The 20,534-nt window shown below is 58.9% G+C and carries 20 protein-coding genes and 1 pseudogene; 14 read left to right on the forward strand and 7 right to left on the reverse strand.

Features of this window, described 5'->3' with window-relative positions; translation table 11 throughout:
• Positions 1–562 precede the first annotated feature (562 nt).
• From ACVWVY_RS18395 to ACVWVY_RS18415, 5 genes are all read left to right on the forward strand, one after another.
• Positions 563–994: a hypothetical protein gene (locus ACVWVY_RS18395; protein ID WP_456627693.1), complete on the forward strand. Its 432-nt coding sequence runs from the start codon at positions 563–565 to the stop codon at positions 992–994.
• A 97-nt stretch (positions 995–1,091) separates the two neighbouring features.
• Positions 1,092–3,623, forward strand: a complete 2,532-nt coding sequence (gene uvrA / locus ACVWVY_RS18400) for an excinuclease ABC subunit UvrA (RefSeq protein WP_456627694.1) — start codon at positions 1,092–1,094, stop codon at positions 3,621–3,623.
• 135 nt (positions 3,624–3,758) lie between these two features.
• The gene (locus ACVWVY_RS18405; RefSeq protein ID WP_456627695.1) at positions 3,759–4,166 is read left to right on the forward strand and encodes a hypothetical protein; all 408 of its coding nucleotides are present in this window, start codon (positions 3,759–3,761) and stop codon (positions 4,164–4,166) included.
• A 192-nt stretch (positions 4,167–4,358) separates the two neighbouring features.
• On the forward strand, positions 4,359–4,523 hold the full coding sequence (locus ACVWVY_RS18410; protein WP_456627696.1) for a cold-shock protein: 165 nt from the start codon (positions 4,359–4,361) through the stop codon (positions 4,521–4,523).
• 381 nt (positions 4,524–4,904) lie between these two features.
• Positions 4,905–5,150, forward strand: a complete 246-nt coding sequence (locus ACVWVY_RS18415) for a hypothetical protein (RefSeq protein ID WP_456627697.1) — start codon at positions 4,905–4,907, stop codon at positions 5,148–5,150.
• Between the two features lie 38 nt (positions 5,151–5,188).
• On the opposite strand, the gene ACVWVY_RS18420 is transcribed toward ACVWVY_RS18415, so the two are convergent.
• Positions 5,189–5,395, reverse strand: a complete 207-nt coding sequence (locus ACVWVY_RS18420) for a hypothetical protein (RefSeq protein ID WP_456627698.1) — start codon at positions 5,393–5,395, stop codon at positions 5,189–5,191.
• 371 nt (positions 5,396–5,766) lie between these two features.
• Between ACVWVY_RS18420 and ACVWVY_RS18425 the strand changes: the two genes are divergently transcribed.
• The 4 genes and pseudogenes from ACVWVY_RS18425 to ACVWVY_RS18440 all read left to right on the forward strand — a co-directional run bounded on the left by ACVWVY_RS18425 (position 5,767) and on the right by ACVWVY_RS18440 (position 9,807).
• Positions 5,767–7,101: a hypothetical protein gene (locus tag ACVWVY_RS18425; protein ID WP_456627699.1), complete on the forward strand. Its 1,335-nt coding sequence runs from the start codon at positions 5,767–5,769 to the stop codon at positions 7,099–7,101.
• Positions 7,102–7,358: 257 nt separating this feature from the next.
• Positions 7,359–8,145 (forward strand): annotated as a pseudogene (locus ACVWVY_RS18430) (SDR family NAD(P)-dependent oxidoreductase).
• 352 nt (positions 8,146–8,497) lie between these two features.
• On the forward strand, positions 8,498–8,992 hold the full coding sequence (locus tag ACVWVY_RS18435; protein ID WP_456627700.1) for a DUF4142 domain-containing protein: 495 nt from the start codon (positions 8,498–8,500) through the stop codon (positions 8,990–8,992).
• Between the two features lie 473 nt (positions 8,993–9,465).
• The gene (locus ACVWVY_RS18440) at positions 9,466–9,807 is read left to right on the forward strand and encodes a hypothetical protein (RefSeq protein ID WP_456627701.1); all 342 of its coding nucleotides are present in this window, start codon (positions 9,466–9,468) and stop codon (positions 9,805–9,807) included.
• Between the two features lie 38 nt (positions 9,808–9,845).
• Here the strand turns inward: ACVWVY_RS18440 and ACVWVY_RS18445 are convergent, their stop codons facing one another.
• From ACVWVY_RS18445 to ACVWVY_RS18460, 4 genes are all read right to left on the reverse strand, one after another.
• On the reverse strand, positions 9,846–10,184 hold the full coding sequence (locus ACVWVY_RS18445) for a hypothetical protein (protein WP_456627702.1): 339 nt from the start codon (positions 10,182–10,184) through the stop codon (positions 9,846–9,848).
• A gap of 178 nt (positions 10,185–10,362) precedes the next feature.
• Entirely contained in the window at positions 10,363–10,551 is a 189-nt protein-coding gene (locus ACVWVY_RS18450; protein ID WP_456627703.1) for a hypothetical protein, read from the reverse strand.
• 124 nt (positions 10,552–10,675) lie between these two features.
• Entirely contained in the window at positions 10,676–10,975 is a 300-nt protein-coding gene (locus tag ACVWVY_RS18455) for a hypothetical protein (RefSeq protein WP_456627704.1), read from the reverse strand.
• Between the two features lie 92 nt (positions 10,976–11,067).
• Positions 11,068–11,397, reverse strand: coding sequence for a hypothetical protein (locus tag ACVWVY_RS18460; protein WP_456627705.1), 330 nt, complete (start codon positions 11,395–11,397; stop codon positions 11,068–11,070).
• 254 nt (positions 11,398–11,651) lie between these two features.
• Between ACVWVY_RS18460 and ACVWVY_RS18465 the strand changes: the two genes are divergently transcribed.
• From ACVWVY_RS18465 to ACVWVY_RS18480, 4 genes are all read left to right on the forward strand, one after another.
• Positions 11,652–12,077 (forward strand): hypothetical protein, encoded by a 426-nt coding sequence (locus ACVWVY_RS18465; protein WP_456627706.1) that lies wholly within the window; start codon positions 11,652–11,654, stop codon positions 12,075–12,077.
• A 299-nt stretch (positions 12,078–12,376) separates the two neighbouring features.
• Positions 12,377–12,655: an ATP dependent DNA ligase gene (locus tag ACVWVY_RS18470; RefSeq protein ID WP_456627707.1), complete on the forward strand. Its 279-nt coding sequence runs from the start codon at positions 12,377–12,379 to the stop codon at positions 12,653–12,655.
• Between the two features lie 60 nt (positions 12,656–12,715).
• Positions 12,716–12,931: a hypothetical protein gene (locus ACVWVY_RS18475; RefSeq protein ID WP_456627708.1), complete on the forward strand. Its 216-nt coding sequence runs from the start codon at positions 12,716–12,718 to the stop codon at positions 12,929–12,931.
• A gap of 1,429 nt (positions 12,932–14,360) precedes the next feature.
• Positions 14,361–14,606, forward strand: coding sequence for a hypothetical protein (locus ACVWVY_RS18480; protein ID WP_456627709.1), 246 nt, complete (start codon positions 14,361–14,363; stop codon positions 14,604–14,606).
• Between the two features lie 2,954 nt (positions 14,607–17,560).
• Here the strand turns inward: ACVWVY_RS18480 and leuD are convergent.
• Together leuD and leuC are read right to left on the reverse strand one after the other, a co-directional pair.
• Complete coding sequence (leuD, locus tag ACVWVY_RS18485; protein ID WP_456627710.1) at positions 17,561–18,181, reverse strand: 3-isopropylmalate dehydratase small subunit; 621 nt, start codon at positions 18,179–18,181, stop codon at positions 17,561–17,563.
• Between the two features lie 10 nt (positions 18,182–18,191).
• On the reverse strand, positions 18,192–19,598 hold the full coding sequence (gene leuC, locus ACVWVY_RS18490; protein WP_456627711.1) for a 3-isopropylmalate dehydratase large subunit: 1,407 nt from the start codon (positions 19,596–19,598) through the stop codon (positions 18,192–18,194).
• 115 nt (positions 19,599–19,713) lie between these two features.
• On the opposite strand from leuC, the gene ACVWVY_RS18495 reads away from it, so the two are divergent.
• Entirely contained in the window at positions 19,714–20,532 is an 819-nt protein-coding gene (locus ACVWVY_RS18495) for a GntR family transcriptional regulator (RefSeq protein ID WP_456627712.1), read from the forward strand.
• Positions 20,533–20,534: the final 2 nt, after the last annotated feature.

Below are 20,534 nucleotides of genomic sequence, written 5' to 3' on the forward strand. Positions count from 1 at the left end.
TGACTTGCGGGATGCAGGCAAACGAGGCTCGCTTCTACACGTTGTCCCGCAGGCCTGCCGGGTTCCAATGGACATCGGAAACGAAAGCCTCGACCGATCGCTAGGGTCAGGCGTAATCACCGCGCGACGCTAGGTACGGAAGAAGACGGCCCAGACAACAGCCATTCCAAATGCCACAAATATCATGCTGAGCGACAGGAGAAGCAGGACTGAGGCCCCCGTTCGGCTTGCCGGGCTTCGGTGGGCGTTTCAATGATAACACCGTGCTTTCTCTTCACCATGAGCGTTGAGCCTCATTCTTTTCAGATATTGTATCCTGCCACCAAGACCAGCGACGCCTGATGGTTCCTAGTTGTACCGCGCACATGCGGTGAATTGCGAGAACAAGGCTGATGAACGTCTCCGCTATCAGCGGTTTGGGCCAAGTCGAGCTCAGCAGGCCCACGCTGAGGTCGTTGCTTTGATGGCGCTTCTGTCGTTACCACATTTTCCCATAAATATTTCCCGACCAGAAACTTCGGTCGTTGCGATGCGTTCATGTCGGCTAATTGGGAAAGCTCAAATGGCTTCTAACGCGATCGCCTTCTTTGCAGGCGTGGGAACCACCTTCGCTATCCTCGCAGCAGGAATTAGCGGCGGATTGGTATTCACAAAGGCAGCCTTTGACAATAGGCCGGCGCTTAACCGCGCAGGCCCCGGACCGGCGCCACGCATGAGAGTTATTTTGCCCGCTTATGGCGAGCCGGCGCCGGGATTTATCTCCGTGCCGGACAAGTTTCAGACAGACATGCTGACGGCAAAACCGGACGTCCAGCCAGCTCAGGAAGCTGTAGCCGTGGCGCAGGTTGAGAAGGCCGACCTGAGAAAGGCCGAGCGCCAGTCAAGAATCGCAGCCCGCAGACAGGCCGAGCGCAAGGTCAGAAAGATGGCCAGCCGCGAGGAACCGGCCATTATGGCCTTTGGCGGCGATAGTCCGCATCTCTTTGGCAATTAGCCAGCTTGCGAGCAGGGGATGGAACCTATCCCCAGGGGCGCAGGTTTTCCTTCATGAATAGGCCGAGTCGTTCGTGCTCGCGCCGGAGGGAGAATGTATGGACGCGCGGCCAAATAACAGCGATGAATTGGCTTCATATCATTCAGATGGCTTTGTACGCGTCCGCGGCGCCCGCGAGCATAATCTGAAGAATGTAGCACTCGACATTCCTCGCAATGTCTTGGTGGTGTTTACAGGTATTTCCGGATCCGGAAAGTCCTCTTTGGCCTTTGGAACGCTGTATGCGGAAGCCCAACGGCGTTATCTTGAGTCGGTGTCTCCTTATGCGCGCAGACTTTTCCACCAAATGGTGGTGCCTGAGGTCGATGAGATCGAGGGCTTGCCGCCGGCAGTCGCGCTGCAACAGCCGCGCGGATCACCCACAACCAGGTCATCGGTAGGCAGCGTCACCACGTTGTCGAACCTTCTGCGAATGCTATATTCGCGCGCAGGCCATTATCCGCGGAACCAACCGCTGCTTTATGCAGAGTCGTTTTCACCGAATACGCCCGAAGGTGCTTGTCCGAATTGCCATGGCATTGGCCGGGTCCACGCGGTCTCTGAACGGACACTAGTGCCTGATGATAAACTGACCATTCGCGGGAGGGCAGTAGCTGCGTGGCCGACTGCTTGGCAGGGTCAGAACCTTCGAGATATTTTGGTGACGCTCGGATACGACGTCGATAAGCCATGGCGCGAGCTCCCGAAGAAGGATCGTAACTGGATTCTCTTCACTGAGGAGCAGCCGACGGTGCCGGTCTACGCCGGGTTCACTCCGGCCGAGACGAGGCGAGCTCTCAAACGTAAGGAAGAGCCCAGCTACCAAGGGACTTTCACGGGGGCTCGCAAATATGTCCTGCAAACCTTCGCCACCACCCAAAGCGCGATGATGAAGCGTCGTGTGGCACAATTTCTTACCAGCACGGACTGCCCGATTTGCAAGGGCAAGCGACTACGACCGGAGCCGCTATCGGTCACCTTCGCAGGTATGGATATCGCCGAAATCTCCCGACTACCGTTGATGAAACTTGACCAGCTTCTGAAACCGTATCTCCACGGCAAGAGCAAAGCTTACGACGGTCACCCTGAGAAAGCTCTCGTCGTCCAACGGATCATGGAAGATATGTTGGCGCGCCTGGACGTGCTGCTCGATCTAGGGCTGGGGTATTTGACCCCTGAGCGGAGTACGCCGACGCTATCGCCCGGCGAGCTGCAGCGGCTTCGTCTAGCAACCCAGGTCCGATCCAACCTTTTTGGGGTAGTCTACGTTTTGGATGAACCTTCAGCGGGACTACACCCGGCGGACACCGAGGCGCTCCTCCGCGCAATGCACCGTCTGAAAGCCTCCGGAAATTCGCTTTTCGTCGTCGAACACGAACTCGACATTGTCCGGTGTGCTGACTGGATCGTCGACGTCGGCCCGGACGCAGGGGAGCAGGGGGGCGAGATCTTATATTGCGGCTCTCTATCGGGTCTCGAAAAGGTGCACAAGTCGCATACGCGGCGCTATTTGTTCGCGCAAAACGAGAAAGCCGCTAGGGCCCCCGCTAGGCATCCCCACGGCGGCTGGTTGAAACTTCGCGGGGTCACTCGCAACAACCTCGACCACTTGGACGTCGATATTCCGTTGGGCGTTTTTACCAGCGTCACTGGAATTTCGGGCTCTGGGAAGTCGAGTCTGATAAGCCAATTTTTGGTCGAGGCCGTCGCCGACGCAATGGGTCAGCTCAAAGAGTCCAGCGAAGACGACGATAGGTTGGACAGGGCTGTAGAGACGCTAGGCGGCGAGATCACGGAAGGCCTTGACAAAATCAAGCGGCTGGTCGTGGTGGACCAGAAGCCGATTGGCCGAACGCCACGGTCGAACCTTGCGACCTATACGGGGCTTTTTGATCACGTCCGCAAGCTGTTCGCTGCGACAAAGCAGGCTCGCGGCAGGCATTACGATGCGGGCCGATTTTCATTCAACGTCGCGAAGGGTCGCTGTGAAACGTGCCAAGGGGAAGGGTCCGTATGCGTGGAACTTCTTTTTCTGCCGAGCGTGTACGCACCCTGTCCGAACTGCAAAGGAGCGCGGTACAATGCCAGAACGCTCGAGATCAAGATTCGAGACCGGTCAATTGCTGATGTCTTGGCCATGACCGTCGACGCGGCGTTCGAGTTTTTCTCCAACGATACATCACTTCGTCGCTCCCTGGGCGTTCTCCGAGAAGTCGGTTTGGGATACATTCGGCTCGGGCAAGCCGCTACGCAACTCTCGGGGGGCGAGGCCCAGCGCATCAAGCTAGCTACCGAATTGCAGCGTTCGCAACGAGGGCAGGCGTTATACGTGCTCGATGAACCCACCACAGGCTTGCACCCGTTCGACGTAGCGAAGCTGCTGAAGCAGCTCCAAGGCCTTGTCGGATCCGGAAACACTGTCATCGTTGTCGAGCATGACATGGAAGTCGCGGCAACCAGCGACTGGATCATTGATATCGGGCCGGGCGCGGGCGCCGAGGGTGGACGAATAGTGGCCTCCGGGCCGCCCGAGCGGGTTGCGTCAACCGCTCTGAGCCGGACAGCCAAGTATCTCGCGCGAGCGCTGTGAGGCGGCAGGCTTGCGCCCTATGCCGCCGCCATCCGAACAGCACCCAGCGCGACAACTCCAGCGCGACGGGCAATGTGAACCCCGTCACCGGCGCTGTCGGGCATCGCAATCCGCCGTACTTCCGAGGAGGGGCAAATGACCCGAGCGGCCCACACTGCCACAAAATCGAATGTATTGGAGATCGGCACAGTGGGGTTCGAAGCCCTGCTTCGAGCGATGCTATCGGGTTACGGCTACCGTTTTTTCTTGATTGGAATTTTGGCCGCGCTCCGGGCTTTTCAGCATTCGCTCGAGGCACACGACCCCAGCCTGTCACGGAGGCATCAAGAAGTCCTTTCAAAGTGGTGGAAGAAAATGGCAGACGACACGAAAATTCCTGACTCCGCTTCGTCAAAACGCTCGCAACCTGATACTAAACCGGCAGTCGCTCGCCGTTTGCACGTCACACAGATGCAGGAATTGGGGAAGGCGCTAACTACCGATTTATCCGGACCGATTAAGAACTTTGATGCCACGATGAAAATGACGACTGTTAAGATTTAGAGGAGACTCTCCGGTCGGCGATTGGTTGCGATCCCGAGCTCAGCGAAATGGAACGTCAACAGCGTAATAGCACATGACCGAAGCCCCGCGCCCCGGAAGCTCTAAAGTCCGCTGCGTGTTTCTTCCACTCTGGCGTATCGCGCACTTGAACTTGGGCTCGCTGCCGCATCATGAGCACTGGCGTGCGGGATAATGCGGGCGGCGGCCCATGCTGCAGGAGGGTACGGATTTATCCAGCCGGACGGCGGCGGTAAGGATGTTCTCGTGCACCTTTCAGCCGTGGAGAAAGCCGGCCGGAGTAGCCTCAATGAGGGTGCTAGGGTGAGCTATGAAGAAATGAGCAACCGAGGCAGATGATGTACGCTGCCGCCCGTGGGGCTTTGGGTGCAGATGATGCGGCCGAACGTTGCGCCATTTAGTGGGCAGTTCAAGGCCTCGTAAATGGTCAAGTCGCTTTGGCGCATTTTGTAAGCGGCGCTAAGACGAATGGAAGGCAGGCGCAGGATTTCCGACAGCCTGAGCGCGATCCCCGCGCCGACACAATGACTTGGTGAGGTCGTCGCCAATCTTGTTAAGCCATGACAACATCCGCGATGACAAGCGAAATTCCGGGCAGAACTCAGTCGGGGATGGTCAAGATTGACCACATGCTTTTTGTATCGTACGTCGGACAGCTGCAACCATTACTGCTCCTCACGGTTAGCATTTGCAGCATTTCCGCTGTGTGGAGACAGCGAGATGTTTTTTTACCCGTGGTATCCGACCCTTATGTTGGCCGTGGAATGCAGTAACGTGATCGATATTCGCCTGCGGAGTATCGCCGCTGGCACAGTGAACGCCGCAGAAGAAACCGGCTTGATGGTCAGCGAAAAGGTAGCTGCTGCTTTTGAAGCGAGTTCGATGCTTTTAGGAGGCAAACAGACAGCCGAGGTGATCGATTTCTACCGCAAGCATGTCGCAGCGAATGTGGCCCGTTTGTCCTAGTGTTGATGCAGCGATCTATGGCCGTTGAGATCCTGGATTTACGGGCGGTGTAGCGCGGTATTTCCGCCTCCGCTCTTTTGCACCATGCGCACGGCCTCATTGGCCTTGGCGCGGTATCGCCGCGCCTCCGGCGATAGCGACGTAACCGCGTGATGAATGTCGGCCGGGATAGTCAGCCCGCTGTCGAGCGGCTGGTGCGCCCATTGCGCTTCCTGACGGAATCGGTCTGCATCAGTCTCTGGCATTGCGCCGGATAACCGAGAGGAGGTAGTATGACATGCTACTATATTTCGGCGTTCGCAGTCGGGGCGACGTGAGCCACTCAGCGATATGGTTGGCCGTGTAGGCCTGACTGGCCCTAAGCTCCATGACGTTCCCTGCTACCATCCGCTCTTCCAATGAAGCTGTGTGCTTCACGTGACGACGCCGCAGCATCAGGACCCCTCCGCAGGGGTTCCGTACCTCCTGATGGCTATTGTCGAGCACGCTCTGCAGCTCTCCGACAAATCACAGGAGGCCTTGCAACCGATTTCCCGAAAGCGTCGTCGAGCGCGGACGACTTCCTTTAGGACCCAATTCTTGGATGTCGCGTTGATGTGACGGTTAAGAGGCCGTCATGGAAACCGTCGAAGCATACTTTGCTAGAAAGAAGGAAGAACTCGAACTGCTGAGCAGCTTTCTCGGCGATCCTTTGAACATCCGGTTTCCTAGGTCGGTGGCCGAGGTGATCGAACAGAAATTTCACCTTGCTGCAGCCCTTAAAGCCGAACACGCGCTTCATGATTGGGTCCTGACGGAAACAGCCTGGACGCATTCAAACCGGCCGAGATCGGGCCCGTTTGAATTCAAATACGACTATCAGCGCGCCGACCTGGAAGTGAAAGGTCCATCATTCTACGCGCTGGAGAACCAACTAAGCAGCGAGACCGTCTATACGGCCTCGGGAATGGCTGCCATTGCAGCCCTGCTGATGGCCACGGCTCCCGTTTTGTCCGAAGCAGACATCGTTACTATGCCGAACTCCTACGGTGAGACGACCGAGCTGATCGATGGTCATGGGAGGCATCTGAGACGGGTCGAACTTGGCACGCAACTTGCTGAAATCAAGGATTTTCGAGGGTCGCGGTCCCGGATTTTGTTACTGGACTCCTGTGCCTCGGCGGGCGCGTTCGAGGCGATCCTCAAATGCGCCCAAGCGCGCCTCGATTTAATCGTGTTCGATACGACTTGTTTTTCGAGCGGCTCAGGCCGGATATCTCGAGTGTTGAACTGGGCCCGGAGTGCAGCAATTCCGATTGTGTTGCTCCGCAGCCATACGAAGCTCGACTCTCTCGGCGTCGAATACGGCCGACTTGGGTCGGCCGCTTTCGTCCACAGCCTGCACGTCAAGGGCGCTAAGCAGCAAATCCTACAAGCCCTCCAGACAGAGACGCGAAACGCTGTCAGACTATTCGGTGGCGCGGCGTTGCCGGCTCATTTCCCGCCGTACGTGGGAGCTCCGGCCTATCGTTCGCTGACCAACAAGCGGGTCGCCGCCATGCTGCGAAATAACCGGCGGACAACGCGCTATTTTTCCGGGGCGCTTGCGGGATCATATGCCGAACTCCATTTCGCGCACGGTCTATACGTCACCTTGGCGCCTGCAGGGACGCTGGATGAGATCAAGGCGCGTGACGTCGTAGCGGAACTCTGTGCGGACTTGGGACGTAAAGGCTTACCTCTTCGCCACGCGGGAAGCTTCGGGTTCGATTTTGGGGCGGCGGAGTGGTCAATGGATAGGATCCGGGATCGCTACGTGGTCAGGATCGCAGTCGCCGATTTGCCAACTTCGCTATGGCACGAGGTCATCGCGGCTGTAGCTGCGTGGTGGAACGCACACGAGCGCGGGGTGACGTTGAGTCCGCAGAATGTCCGAAAGGTTACGCAAGGCGCCCTAGGTACCGTTGCTTAAAACTTCAATGCCGGACATCCGACGCAGCTGTCGCGTCCTTGGCTGAAAGACGAGCCCCGGGTTGATGATCAGGTGAACGGCTTGCGACCTTCGGCGTCGATCATTTCTAATAGTCGGTGCTACGGACCCAAGCGAAAGTAGCCGTTATCGTCTATGCTAAAGCTGACCGACCTGCCCAACTATCCGCCGAAACGGCCTAGGAACGTCCGGTGCCGGCCGCGGTTGTCAGCGCATTCCATCGTATCGCGGAGCGAGCTATGTCTGACAGCCGCCAATTCGCAATCGTCACCGGCGCATCCACGGGTATAGGCCTGGAACTCGCCAGTTGTTGCGCCCAAAGCAACTTCGATCTGCTGATCGCAGCGGACGAACCTCAAATCGAAACCGCCGCGGCCAGCCTGCGCGGGCTCGGCGCTGCCGTCGAAGCCGACGGATCTGTCGACCATCGCGGGCGTAGACGAGCTCTACGATGCATTAAAACGGATCGGGCGGCCGGTCGACGCGTTGCTCGCTAACGCGGGGCGGGGGCTTGGCCGTGCCTTCCTCGATCAGGATTTTGGGCAGATACGACATGTGATCGACACCAACGTCACCGGGACACTTTATCTGATCCACAAGGTCGGAAATGACATGCGGGGTCGCAATGCAGGGCGCATCCTTATCACCGGCTCCATTGCGGGTTTCATTCCCGGGAGTTTCCAGGCTGCCTACAGCGGCACCAAGGCGTTTCTTGACTCGTTTTCGTTCGCTATGCGCGAGGAGCTGCGCGACACGGAAGTCAGCGTCACCTGTCTGATGCCCGGCGCTACCGAGACGGAATTTTTCCGGCGCGCCGATATGATGGACACCAAGATCGGCACCGCCGAAAAGGACGATGCCGCCATGGTCGCGAAGACCGGCTTCGACGCGATGATGCGAGGCGACGGTGATATTGTGACCGGATTCAAGAACAAGGTGGAGACAGCGGCGGCCAGTGTGACACCAGCCGGACTGCTGGCCCGTCAGCATCGCCGACAAGCTGAACCGGGGTCCGCGAAGCGGTGACGCAGTTCCCGCTACCTACCTTGCGACGGGCATCGGCGGGAGTGAAGTGGACGACAAGGCAGTGCTTCGAGCGGCGAATCGTCGCCGGCGCATCGTATTTTTTGGTGTCCTAATCTGAGGTAGGAGTGTCCGAAAACCTCACGGTCCTGTGGCAGTCAACCGCCGGGGCGGGTGCGTTACCTCAGCCCAAGAAGGGCCCCAGCCCCGTCGCTGGAGCCCTTCTCGCTTTTAAGCAGGCTGCGGCGGGGGCTCCTTGGCACGGAAGACGACGCAGGCGCATCTCTCCAATTGGAACCTCTCCGACTGATGGCGTGTTCAAGGATAGACCTTCCAATTGGAGTAGGAGAACGCCATGAATAGAATAATTTTGTCGCTTGGGACAGCAACCCTGATAGCAATCTCGATTGCCAGCGCATCTGCGAAAGACAAGCTAAGCGATGCATTCCTCAAGAAGGCCATCGAGGGCAATTTCGCTGAAGTCAGCATGGGAGACCTTGCGCAGAAGAATGGCCAGAGCGATGGCGTCAAGTCGTATGGCAAAATGCTTTCCACAGACCATGCCGCCGCCAACCAGAAGGCTTTGGATGCCGCCAAGGACTTGGGACTGAACCCACCAACCGGACCTAATGCGAAGCAAAAAGCCGACTTCAACAAGATGTCGAAAATGTCCGGCGTAGGCTTTGACAAAATGTTTGCAACGCACATGGTCGCAGACCATCAAAAAGATATCGCCGAGTACAAGAAGGCGTCCAAGATCAAGGATGCTTCCGGACAATATGCTTCAGGCCAGATCGATACGTTGCAGAAACATTTGGACTCCGCAAAATCGTTGAAGCCCGGCACGTAGTTCCCGGCCAAAGATTTCCTGCAGCAGCGAGCTTCGGCGGAACTGCTAACCTACCTCGGGAGTTCCTCTTCGGCGAACTAGGAGAAATCACGTGCCAGCAATTGATCGTGTGATGCAAACCTACGGCATGATTGTCCGTCCCGCACTTGAGAATCCCGGGTCTGCTAAAAAGGCATGTGATCGTGCCGACACAACAAAATAGGCCCTGGACCGAGGAGGATGATCGCCGGTTGATTGAAATGCGCGCTGCCGGTCGATCTATCGCGTCTCTATCGGCCGCGCTCAGGAGGTCTGCAGGTGGCGTCGCCGGACGTGTCGCTGTTCTCCGCTCGCGGGCAAAAGCTGCGGCGAATGCCAGTCCTGCTTTCTCCGAAGATGATGCTCGCTAACTCACAACGTGAAGCCTCGCACGCGAGGTTGGGTTCAATATTGCTGGCAGCACGCGCTGGCTCGCGCATCCGAGGAGGAATTGCATGAAGATCGCTTTACTGATATTGAGCGTCTATTTCGGTACCTGCTTTTGCGCTCTCGCACAAAGTTCGGGTGGCAGCTCGGCTGGATCGTCCGCTGGTGCAGGTGGCGCGGCCGCCGGCTCCTCGCTGTCGAACGGAAGCACCCTCAGCGGGACAGGAGGTTCACCGGGTCCTAACACCTCAAACGCCCTTAATCACGGCACGACGGGAAACAATCTGGGCGCCCCGCAGACCAACAGCGCGCCCGCGGCCGGATCCCGCAGCAACGCCGTCGACACTCCCACCGCCAACAGTGCCACGCAAAGTCTAAGCAATACCAACACGGGAATTCTCAAGAAGTAGCGACATAGGCGCGCTGCCGTCGTTTCGAGGATCGACCGTTACTGCTTGCTGTGATCGAGTTCGGTACCTGTGGGGTTCGGTGACGGCGGCGTCGGACGGTTGGTCGTGACTGCGCCCGTTGTCGTGCCGGGCTCCGTGTTGGCGCCCGGCGTTACGTCACGCGTGCCCAATGGCGCCGCGGGGTTGGCCGGCTGGGTCTGCTGCGCGGCCTGGGTGGGAGACGTGGTGCCCGTCTGGTTCACGCTGCTATTATTCAAGCCATAGAACACGGCACCCAGCACAACAGCGATGGCGATGCATACATTGCGAGCCTTCCGCGTGGCCGGACCTTCGGCGAGTTGGGGATCGGCCTGCAGTTCATCGTCGCGACGTCGCATTTCCTCTTCACTCCGGCCCGCACGGTGGGCATCATTCGGATTGCGTCGGTCAGCCATTAGTTCGTTCCTCCGATAGCGCCCCAGCTAAGCGAATGAACAATGGGTGGCGTGCGCGGATGTCCCGCCAATGTTGCGTCGCGCGAGAGAATGCGCGCCGGCACATTTGGAAGCTCGAGGGCTATTTGCTTCGATCGCCTAGGCACCCGTCGCGTCGATGCCGCCGCACTGCTTCGTTGACTTTTGCGCGGTCGTGGCGATCCTCGGGCGGCAAAGCCATGACAGCTTGGAGTATTTCGGCCGGGATGGTCGCCATGTCCGAGAACGGCTTGTCAGCCCATTCCCACCATTGGTCGAAAGCGTCTTTCATCGGAGCGCGCCAGCATGCACGGCCCAGCCTTGGGAAAGGCTGGGGCCGAGGGAAGGTGTCTTGTGTGCCTTTGGGCAATACCGAAAGGCACTGGACTCAGAACGTCAGTCATTGGTTCAGATCATTACTGCTTCATGGTGCCGCCGGGCGTGGTCGCATCGCCCTTCTTTTGCGCCGCGCCAGCCGTACCGGCGCCCTGAGTGCTCGCATCTTTGGAGCTTCCGGTTGTGCTTTTTTGCATTTTTGTGGTCTTGCTCTTTTTCGCCGCACCAACGGGGGTGTCTTGGTTGATGTTGCCAGAGGTAGTAGGCGCATTGCTCGTCGGACCGTTGTCCGCCCCGGCCTTGCCTTGACTTGGCTGGGCGAGCGCCATGGTGCTTGACAGCACGAATGCCGTAACTAACGCAATTGTTTTGCTGGTCATCGGTCTTTCCTCGTTTGTGCCCAACGAGAAAACCGCGCCTCCTCGGCAAAGTTCCGTTGGATGAACGGTGGTTCGAGTCCTTTGCGTGGAATTTAGAATGTTTCCCTTGCCGTGAAGGTAACGGCCTCCAATCTTGTTTCCATCAGGATCTCGGACAAACGCTCCATAATAGTTAGCGTTGTAGTTTCTCGAATGCCGGGCGTTCCTTCGTCGGTTGCACTATTGGCAATGGCGGCTTCGTGGAAAGCGTCCGATGGTTTGCCGGTCAGGGGCCTGAAATGCGACGTGGACGCCATTGCCGGGAGTGGCGGGCAAGCCATTGATCGGCATTCCAGGCTGAACATGATATCGGACGATCCAAAATGGACTGCTTTGTCCGATGATTTCAAAAGACGAAAGCCGATGAGCGACAAGCGGTTCATAGAACGCTCGCGCCCGCTTGATATCATTAGTGCCGACAGAAACCTGGTGGATCATCCGTCACACCACGCGCGCATGGGCAGTGGGGAAGGCGTCCAGTTGGGCTTACGCATTCAAGCAACTCTACGCTACAGAATGGGGAGTCAAGCCGACCTCCGACGATTCGTTCCGAATCGTCGCATTGACCAAAGGAATGTAGGCCGCGCCGTTCTAGGGGCATTTGCAAAGGCCAGGAAAGCGGACTGGAATGCTCGGCATGAGCACTAAAAGCCGAGAAGTAATCTGGGGCGGCCGCATCCTGGGCGCTGAGATACGCGCCCAAGGCGCCCGGGAAGCCGCGCAGAAGGCCAGTCGGGAAGCTGATAGAGCGGAGGCTGAAGCTTGGTCAGTTCGCATGGAGGGATACGGCGGGCCCGCACAGCCGTCACCGACGATCGGGCAATGCCTCAATGGCGGTCTGGGCTGGCTCGAGGTCGAGTGCAATCGCTGCAAGACCCGCGCGAGCCTGCCGCTCGATACCATCCGTCGGCCGCGGGACACGCCCATATGGAAGCTGGAAGCCTCACTGAAGTGCAGGTCATGTCGGAAAGGTCGCTCGGCGCCGCCGGTACGGATGATCAAACTGACGGAGGCGCGTGTGATCACGCCTTACAAGTGGGTGCATCCGGACGAGGAGCGGTGAAGGAACAGCGCAGCATGGTTGGTGTCAGGAAGGACCACGTTTCCCCAGCACCGGTTGGTCTACTACGCCTTCGACCTTCTGTGGCGTAACGGAGATCTTCGTGCTGTCCTTCAAATTGAGCGCAAGCAAGCGCTGCTAGAACATTGAACTGCCGATACTCTACTCAGAGCATCTGACCGGAGACGGACAGGAGATATTTGAGCACGCCGCCAGGCTGAACTGGGAAGGCATCATCTCCAAGCCGGCGGACGCGCCGTACCGATGAGCGGACTGAGGCCGGGCTCAAAATCAAAACCGTGATGACGGGAAAATTTCCGGTTATCGGGTTCATCAAGGATCCCACGGGCGTAGCCGCGTTTTACCTCGGCAAGAAGGAAGGGAAGGACCCTATCTACATAGGTAAGGTCGGGACGGGCTGGAATCGCACCACGTCAAGCCAGATCCGCAAGGCGCTCGACACCGTCGTGAGTCCAAAGAGTAAATTGAGTAAGCCGCTCAAGAAACCCAAAGCAACGTGGGTTGAGCCTATTTTCACCGCAGATATCGAATATCGCACATCACCTCCGAGGGCCTTTTGAGGGCCAGCTCATTCAAGGGCTTGAAGAGGAACTGAGCGGTCTGCCCGGCGTTGAGAGCGCATGGCACAACCGTTACCGAGCCTCGTTGAAACCTCGCTCCAAATCGCCTGGGACTTCCTTGGCGCGTCGGGCGAAATATTCGACCAACAACAAGCGGCCGAATTTCTCCTTCGGAACATTCAGACGCAAATCCTCAGCGGTGAGCGGCGTACACTAATGCTTTCAAACCGCGCCATCACCGCATACGAACGACTTCATCATCAGAAAGCGGCATAGCCGGCCGTATCCCTCTAAGGGGGCCGTCATGGGCGCGCGGTATGCTGGCGATCTTTGGAGCCAGGCCCGCGCACTTTCTCTGTCCAAAGGTCTCAGCTGCGCAGCTCGTTTAAGGACTGTCTCGGAGATGGGACTTGCGAGAGGGCTGTCGGTCCATTTGTTCGGCTCCACCATCTCCATCTCCATCGGGTCTAGCTTATCGGCAATACGCACAAGCTCACCATCGAAGGCGTGAAGTACCTTCGCGGCGAAAGAATTTCGCGGACACGACGTGCTTGATCTGTGTGCAAGGTTTGTTTTGGCATCGGCTGGGTTTGCGAGACCCATCCAAACAGAGCTTGGTCTGAAGCTTGGCTGTCAATGCGGCGTTGGCATGCCGTGGGAGTGCCAACATGCCAACGGAATGGAAGAACCCAATACGAGCGGAGTGATCGCCAACGATCCCCGACACGCACAGGGGTGCGTTAAGCGAACATGTCCGCGCCATTTTGCGTGAGCCTCACGAACGTGCCGCTCTCATGCAATTTGAGCCAGCCGCGAGATAGCGCAAGCTCAAGCCGGCGGTGTATTCCGCGGGCGTGGCCTTGTCGCTGAATAGAAAAGGGCCGTTGTTTTATCCGACCTCCCGGAATGGGCTCGCCGACTGCTACTGCCGTGGCTGATCCAGTCGGCTCCGTGTCAGAGCAACTGCTCACGATATGGGATGCACTTAGCGCCTCGGAAGCGGAATTCCGGGAGCTGGAGCCGGGAGAAGGACATCGACCTCAAGGAAAAAAGGGAATTCGCCGCTAGACTGTTAGACGAGTGGCGGCTTTCGATCGAAACGCAAATCGGATTTACGCAAGCAATCAGCGCGGCCGGAGCGCTCGTGCAGCTCGCGCGCGCGCTCGATGAGTTGAACACGCTCGTCGGTCAACTCGATCACGAGAGGCAGGCCGAGATTGAGCGATTTGAGGATATACAGCTCGGCTTATCCGCTCTGCGATGAGGGCCATCAAGCAAACGCCCGGCACTAACCTGGAGCCGGTTCGTTCCAATATGCGGATCTATCCCGGGCCGGACGTATGGCTTGAGGATGTGCTGAGGTGGGTGCAGCAAGGGCACCATACTCGTCAAGCTAGCAGCGACTAGCGCTGCGTCGGCCGACGCCAAGATGGAGAGCTCGCCGGGTCACGCTGGCGGCTTTTGAATGAGCGACGGCCCGGGCTAATTGGGAAAAGCCGGGCCCGCCTTTCTTCCGATGGGGGCTTGGGGGCTTTAGAACCGGAAGCCCAAAGCGTTTTCTGAAGGCCACGGTTCATAGACCAAGCCACTTTGGAACGGATCAGCTTCCTGAATGTTAAGCGGCATCACCGAGCGGTTCTGGGCATTTGTCGGTGCTGAGAACGCCGTATGCGCTCCCGCCTTCCTCTAGCGGAAAGAGCGCGTCATGCAGGCACGCTGGCGTTTCGAACAGATCGATCCCCCCACAAAATTGACTTCGAAGTACTGGCGCGACCGGGCGGCAGCAACGATGGTACAAGCTGACCGTGTTTGGATTGATGACAAGCAGAAATTCAGGCTGCTTCGAATCGCCCTCGAATACGATAAATTAGCCAATGCTGCGGCACTCCAAGAGACGCCATTAGCAAAGCATGCCAACTCAGCTGGCGGCCGCTTTCATTCCAAAATCTGATATTCGAACGCAACGCCTTCAGGACCGTTTTCCTCTTCGTATCAATGTAGATGAGCACGGTCATGGCACGACCCTATACGCTTGGCCTACTTGCTCGTGGCGTAACATCTGGTGGTCGACTTGCCATTCTGAAGGAAAATGGCCCCAGCTATCTCAACCGACAGCTGGGGCCGCCAACCCCGAGCTTTTCTTCCGGCGGGATTCTTCGGGGGCAAAAACCGGAAGCTGAGAATCGACTCCGCTCGCAGCCCCGCGTTCCTATTGATTGCCTATTTTTCCCGATCTGGCGCCTCTGCTGGTATCAGCATAAGAAACGGCCCCAGCTCGTGGGGGACAGAACGCTGGGGCCGTCATTCCAATGCGCCATGCGGAGGGGCGTGGCGCTTCCATCAACGTGGGCAGTGCGTGCCCGTTCCTAAAGGCGGGATGCGTGACGAGTGGCAATGGCCCGACGTGTGTTGCCCCGGCAACGTCGTGTGCGGGCCGCCAACTGAGGCGGCTATTTCAACTGAGATGCTTGCGAAGCTTCTTGATAATCTCGCGCTGGTCGCTGCCGTATTCCTCAGCTTCACGGTGCCATTCTCCGGTATGAAGGCAGAATAGGCCCCAGATTATTTTTCTGATGATCAATATTGAACAGCTTCAGTCATCGAAACATGCTGGCTTTGCTTTGAACGGGGCGCCGTGGAGGGGCCTGCACCGTTCCTCCCAGAGAATGGCCTCAGCTTTGAGCCCCGAGCTGGGGCCATTTCTGTGACCTAACCGGTTCCCAGGTGCGCGCGTTCGAAAAGCTAGGGCCGCTGGCGATCAATGCTCGCTTCGGCGGTTGCGGGCTGGGACAGGTTCATGCCCGACGGCTGCCGCGAACAAGGGCGCGGGGCTTCGGTTCCGCGCCCACACCCGTCGGTAATGCCCTAAACCCGCCGCTTCAACCTGGCGAGTTTTCTTTTGATTTTGGTTGCGGCAAGCTGCTTACTCTGGCTTTCAGGCCGCTGCGCTCGAGGCGGCGGTGGCCGCAAAAACCTGGCGGCCCACCGCTGCTCGAACTTTCTTTGCAGGTCGAGAGGAATAACGCTCACAATCCGAAACTCCCAGCCTTCGCGATCCTGCCCCGGGTAAAGACTTCAACGCTCAAGGTGTCCCAAAGCTCCTAAACGGCGACGCAAGAATAGCGTCGAGCGGAGCTTGGCCGACTTCTGGAACGATGTAGCTTTGCTGGAGTCGATTCAGGCTTCCGGTTTAGATATCCGGCCGGAGGAAAACCCGTGACCGAGCCCGGGGTGCGGCTCTGGTGTGGCAAGAGCGCCAGGGCCGTTTTGATTTTGAAGCGAGGACAGTAACGCTAGACAATAAATAGCCGCAGGCATTGGCGCACTGCGGCTTTAGCCGGGCAATATTCCAATCCATGATGAAATGACGAGCCGCCGGCTCCGGTTTCTAAAGACTGATCCAAACCATAATGCTTGAGGAGTCCGGTTTTCCGTTCCGCGATGGAAACCGCGGCGGTGTTGCCGCCATGCGATAGGAAATGGTCTGAGCGTTCAACCTACGCTCATCATTTATAGCTTTGAGAGTTAGGCCGGCATTCGATGCAACTCGTGTGAGCCTGCTGCGGCCATCCCCGATCGAACCGCAACGCATCCGGCCGCACAGATTGTGACTGCGATCGCCCAAGCCGCCCAAGCGCAGGGCTTTTTCTTGCACCGCGCCCGAACTCGCCAAGCTGGAGCGCGACGAGCAGGTGGCGGAGTGGGTCAGGATCACCGAGAGAATTTCGTCGCAACCTGCGACGAAAATGGAGCGAGGGCGACCGGAGGGCATCGTGGGCGCCCGGATAATTCTGCAAAGCAAAGTGAGAGCGACCATACTTTGCTTTCGTCCCCCCACCCGACAAGAGATGGCTGAGCTCGCCGGGCTATCGAAGCACCAACAAGTCCAAGCCGTCCGCGTCGCCAATGTTCCCGGAAGGAAATTCGAAGCTCTCCATGGAGGGGCGGGGTCTACATCGCGAACAGCAGAATGCAGATCGCGCCGCCCGCTAAGGCTATGTTGGCTGCCATGGCGAGCGCGTGCGTCCAGTCCTGCCGCGCAATGTGTTTAAGAGGCCAAGTCATATGCGCGCCTTTCCTTTCCTGAGGAAGGCGGGAGCGCGACCGAGCGTTCTCATCACCGATAAATGCCCGGGGCGGTGATGGGTTGAGTGTGCGCTCTACGAACGGAAAGCGCTGGTCAAAACTGACCACTGGAGGGAAATGCCAAATCAGGCCACTACCACGATAGAGCTATCAGGTATCCAGCGGAAAGCAGTATGCAGGTCAACCGAACCGTGACGTAGAGCGCGACGCGCATCACGACCGCAATGCAAGCTATGTCATATTTGCTGACGCCAACCAGGAATATTGGTTGCAATGCGCGGGCCCAGACCGCCTAAGCCAAGCGGCTGTCCGGAGGACCGGCTTTCGGCTCGCGAAAGGAGGGAGGTGGCCAAGCTCTCCAGATTTGATTGCTCTTCGGTCAAGCGTTTTTGGACAAACTGCCGTTCAAGTTCTGTCAGGCTGGTCTGCAATAGGTTGCTGTCGGAGGTCATGGCTCCGAGGCGGACGATCGAAGAAAATTCGTAGATTTGCGCCGTGTGGTAATGGCGGTAGCGGTCTCTCGACTCCCCCAGCTCCCCGGTTCAATTCGATCACTCTTTCACGACTTCCTTGTATTCCGACAAAGGAAAATTCCATAGTGATCTCAATGCTGCTCAAAACGTGAACAGGTCGGAATACGTATTGAATCAAAGCAGCTTGCGGATGTCTCTTAATCATCGGGTCCCAGGTTCGAGCCCTGGTGCGCCCACCACCCTTGCAAGGACTTAGCCGTCAGCTGCTGCAAGGCCGCGAACCGTTTTACAGCTCATTTTACAGTTTCGTTCGCGCTTCGAGCTTTAGCACCGCCGCCTCAGGCCACTACGGCGCCCGCGAGGGAACCGCCCAGGGCCGAGCCTTGCGGTCGGCGGCCTTGAACGTACTGATCTGCTCGCGAAATGAAATCGTGACATCCAAGTCGTCCCAGCCGTTCAGCAGCCGGGTTCGGCGCGCGGGGTCGATCGCAAATCGACATCGCCATTCGCCGCACACGATCGATTGCGATTCGAGATCGACCGTGACCGCCGGCGCTGCTCCGCGCATCAACGCCGTCATCAGCGCGCCGGTCTCGGCTTCGCTTGCGACTGCGGTCAGCAATCCGTTCTTGGTCGCGTTCTGCGAAAAGATATCCCCGAACGACGGTGCGATCACACAGCGGATGCCATAGTCGTAAAGCGCATAGACCGCGGCTTCGCGCGAGGAGCCGCCGCCGAAATTGCGCCCGGCCACGATAATCCCTGCGTCACGCCAGCCAGGCCGATTGAGCGGGAAGTCCGGTCGTTCGTTGCCGGCGGCGTCGAAGCGCAAATCGTGAAACAGGACCTTGCCGTGTTCGCCCTTGCGCGGCAGCTTGAGATAACGCGCCGGCAGGATCTGGTCTGTGTCGATATTTTCAGCCGGGAGTGGACAGGCCGCGGCCGTAACGCGGGTGAATTTTTCCATCGCCTCTCCTTCAGTCCTTGCGCGCCGGCAGCGATCGGATATCGGCCAGATGACCGCAGACCGCGGCGGCGGCCACCATCGCCGGCGACATGATATGGGTGCGCGCGCCGACGCCCTGGCGTCCGCGAAAATTCCGATTGGTGGTCGAGGCGCAGCGTTCGCCGGCGGCGACCAAGTCGCCGTTGATTCCGACGCACATCGAACAACCGGAATCCGCCCATTCCAATCCGGCGTCGCGAAATACCCGGTCGAGGCCTTCTTGTTCTGCCTGTCGCTTGACGCTGGACGAGCCCGGCGACACCAGGCCAGGCACCTTGCTGACGCGATGAGCGAGAATGGCCGCCGCCGAGCGCAGATCCTCAATGCGCGCATTGGTGCAGGAGCCGATGAACACCCGGTCGATAGGGATCTCGGTGAGCTTCTTGCCGGGCTCCAGCCCCATATAGTCGACGGCGCCCTGGATATATTTCGCGCGTTCCGGATTTTGCGCGCGTGCGGGGTCGGGAACGTTGCCGTCGATCGGCAGCGCGTCTTCCGGGCTGGTGCCCCAGGTGACGAACGGCGCAATCGCCGTCGCGTCGATCGACACTTCGCGGTCGAACTGCGCGCCGGGATCGGATTTCAGCTGGCTCCAATCGTCCATCGCCTGGTCGAGCGTGCCGTCCTTCGGCGCGAACTCGCGTCCCCCGAGATAGGCGAATGTCGTCGTATCGGGAGCGACCATGCCGCAGCGGCCGCCGGCCTCGATCGCCATGTTGCACAGGGTCATGCGCCCCTCCATCGAGAGCGCGCCAACCGCGGAACCGGCGAATTCGATGGCGTGGCCGGCGGCGCCGTCGGCTCCGATCTTGGCGATGATCGCGAGCGCGAGGTCCTTGGCGCCGAGGCCTTCGGCAAGTTCGCCGTCGGCCGTGATGCGCATGCTCTTGGGCTTTTTCTGCCACAGCGTCTGCGTCATCAGCACATGGGCCACTTCCGAGGCGCCGATGCCGAACGCAAACGCGCCGAAGGCGCCATGGGTCGAGGTGTGGCTATCGCCGCAAACGATCAGCAGGCCCGGCAGCGTCAGCCCCAATTCCGGGCCGACCACATGCACGATGCCCTGGCGGCGGTCGTTGAGCCCGAACAAGGTGATGTGTTGATCGGCCGCGTTCTTGTCCAGCTGGCTGACCATGCGCGCGATTTCGGGATTGGCGATCGGCTCGCCACGGCGGCGCGTCGGCACGTAATGGTCGGCGACGCCGAACGTCAGCTCCGGCTCGGCCACCGTGGCGCCGCGCTCCGCCAGGCGGCTGAAAGCGTGGAACGAGCCTTCATGCACATAATGTCGATCGACCCAAAGCAGCGACTCGCCGTCGCGCTGCACGATCTCGTGCCGGGCCCAGAGCTTGTCGAACAATGTCAGTGGCGTGGTCATGCGGCTATTTCGGGCTCGAGCCCATTGCAGTGGGAGCGCTATATTGTATGCTAAATAATACCAAGTAAAGCCAAGGCATTTCGCCCTGGCCAGCGCCTTTGCAGGGAGTTTTTTGGTGGCGGACCGGTTGCAGGAAGCCAAGGCACGCCAGGTCTACCTGGTTTTGCGCGACCGCATCATGAGCGGGGCCATGGGTTTCGGCGCAAGGCTGCCCACTGAAAACGACCTGGCGCTGGCGCACGCCGTATCGCGCGTCACCGTACGCCGCGCCTTGGGCGAGCTACAGCGCGAGCATCTGATCGAGCGACGCCGCAGTGCCGGCACCCGTGTCGTCTACCGGGCGCCACCGGCCCGGATGATGGCCGACATTTCTGGTGTGCTGGCGAACCTCGCCGACATGGGCCGCAGCACCGGAGTGAAATTGCTGTCGTTCGGCTACGTGCAGGCCAGCGGTCCTGCAGCGGAGGCGCTCGGCGCCGGCGGGCATGAATTGCTGCAGCGTTCGGTCCGTGTCCGCTCGGCCGATGGGTTGCCGTTTTCCTATCTGCTGGCGCATGTGCCGGAGCGCATCGGCGTCACGTTCAACGCCAAGGAACTGGGCGACCGGCCGTTGCTAGAACTGCTCGAACGGTCGGGCGTCAAGGTCGAGCGCGCGACGCAGCGGATTTCCGCCGCGCTTGCTGCGCCGGACGTTGCCCGCGCTCTTGGTATCGAGACCGGATCGCCGTTGATCGAACTGGTACGCACCGTCTATGACCGGGACGGACGCGGCGTCGAACATTTGTATGCTTTGTACCGGCCCGACCGTTACAGTTTCGAATTCGACCTGGTCCGCTCCGGGGCGGCCAGAAAACGGAGCTGGTCCGCTTCACCGCCCGCCGCGCGCAAACCGGCGGGAAAATCGAAATCGTCGAACGCTATTCGATTCATCTAGGT

The organism is Bradyrhizobium sp. URHC0002, from assembly GCF_054059515.1.

What these genes read in the sequence shown, in the direction of transcription:
- ACVWVY_RS18395 (WP_456627693.1), top strand. Translation starts at nt 563, where the DNA reads ATGGCTTCTAACGCGATCGCCTTCTTTGCAGGCGTGGGAACCACCTTC.
- uvrA (WP_456627694.1), top strand. Translation starts at nt 1,092, where the DNA reads ATGGACGCGCGGCCAAATAACAGCGATGAATTGGCTTCATATCATTCA.
- ACVWVY_RS18405 (WP_456627695.1), top strand. Translation starts at nt 3,759, where the DNA reads ATGACCCGAGCGGCCCACACTGCCACAAAATCGAATGTATTGGAGATC.
- ACVWVY_RS18410 (WP_456627696.1), top strand. Translation starts at nt 4,359, where the DNA reads ATGCGGGCGGCGGCCCATGCTGCAGGAGGGTACGGATTTATCCAGCCG.
- ACVWVY_RS18415 (WP_456627697.1), top strand. Translation starts at nt 4,905, where the DNA reads ATGTTTTTTTACCCGTGGTATCCGACCCTTATGTTGGCCGTGGAATGC.
- ACVWVY_RS18420 (WP_456627698.1), bottom strand. Translation starts at nt 5,395, where the DNA reads ATGCCAGAGACTGATGCAGACCGATTCCGTCAGGAAGCGCAATGGGCG.
- ACVWVY_RS18425 (WP_456627699.1), top strand. Translation starts at nt 5,767, where the DNA reads ATGGAAACCGTCGAAGCATACTTTGCTAGAAAGAAGGAAGAACTCGAA.
- ACVWVY_RS18435 (WP_456627700.1), top strand. Translation starts at nt 8,498, where the DNA reads ATGAATAGAATAATTTTGTCGCTTGGGACAGCAACCCTGATAGCAATC.
- ACVWVY_RS18440 (WP_456627701.1), top strand. Translation starts at nt 9,466, where the DNA reads ATGAAGATCGCTTTACTGATATTGAGCGTCTATTTCGGTACCTGCTTT.
- ACVWVY_RS18445 (WP_456627702.1), bottom strand. Translation starts at nt 10,184, where the DNA reads ATGCGACGTCGCGACGATGAACTGCAGGCCGATCCCCAACTCGCCGAA.
- ACVWVY_RS18450 (WP_456627703.1), bottom strand. Translation starts at nt 10,551, where the DNA reads ATGAAAGACGCTTTCGACCAATGGTGGGAATGGGCTGACAAGCCGTTC.
- ACVWVY_RS18455 (WP_456627704.1), bottom strand. Translation starts at nt 10,975, where the DNA reads ATGACCAGCAAAACAATTGCGTTAGTTACGGCATTCGTGCTGTCAAGC.
- ACVWVY_RS18460 (WP_456627705.1), bottom strand. Translation starts at nt 11,397, where the DNA reads ATGAACCGCTTGTCGCTCATCGGCTTTCGTCTTTTGAAATCATCGGAC.
- ACVWVY_RS18465 (WP_456627706.1), top strand. Translation starts at nt 11,652, where the DNA reads ATGAGCACTAAAAGCCGAGAAGTAATCTGGGGCGGCCGCATCCTGGGC.
- ACVWVY_RS18470 (WP_456627707.1), top strand. Translation starts at nt 12,377, where the DNA reads ATGACGGGAAAATTTCCGGTTATCGGGTTCATCAAGGATCCCACGGGC.
- ACVWVY_RS18475 (WP_456627708.1), top strand. Translation starts at nt 12,716, where the DNA reads ATGGCACAACCGTTACCGAGCCTCGTTGAAACCTCGCTCCAAATCGCC.
- ACVWVY_RS18480 (WP_456627709.1), top strand. Translation starts at nt 14,361, where the DNA reads ATGCAGGCACGCTGGCGTTTCGAACAGATCGATCCCCCCACAAAATTG.
- leuD (WP_456627710.1), bottom strand. Translation starts at nt 18,181, where the DNA reads ATGGAAAAATTCACCCGCGTTACGGCCGCGGCCTGTCCACTCCCGGCT.
- leuC (WP_456627711.1), bottom strand. Translation starts at nt 19,598, where the DNA reads ATGACCACGCCACTGACATTGTTCGACAAGCTCTGGGCCCGGCACGAG.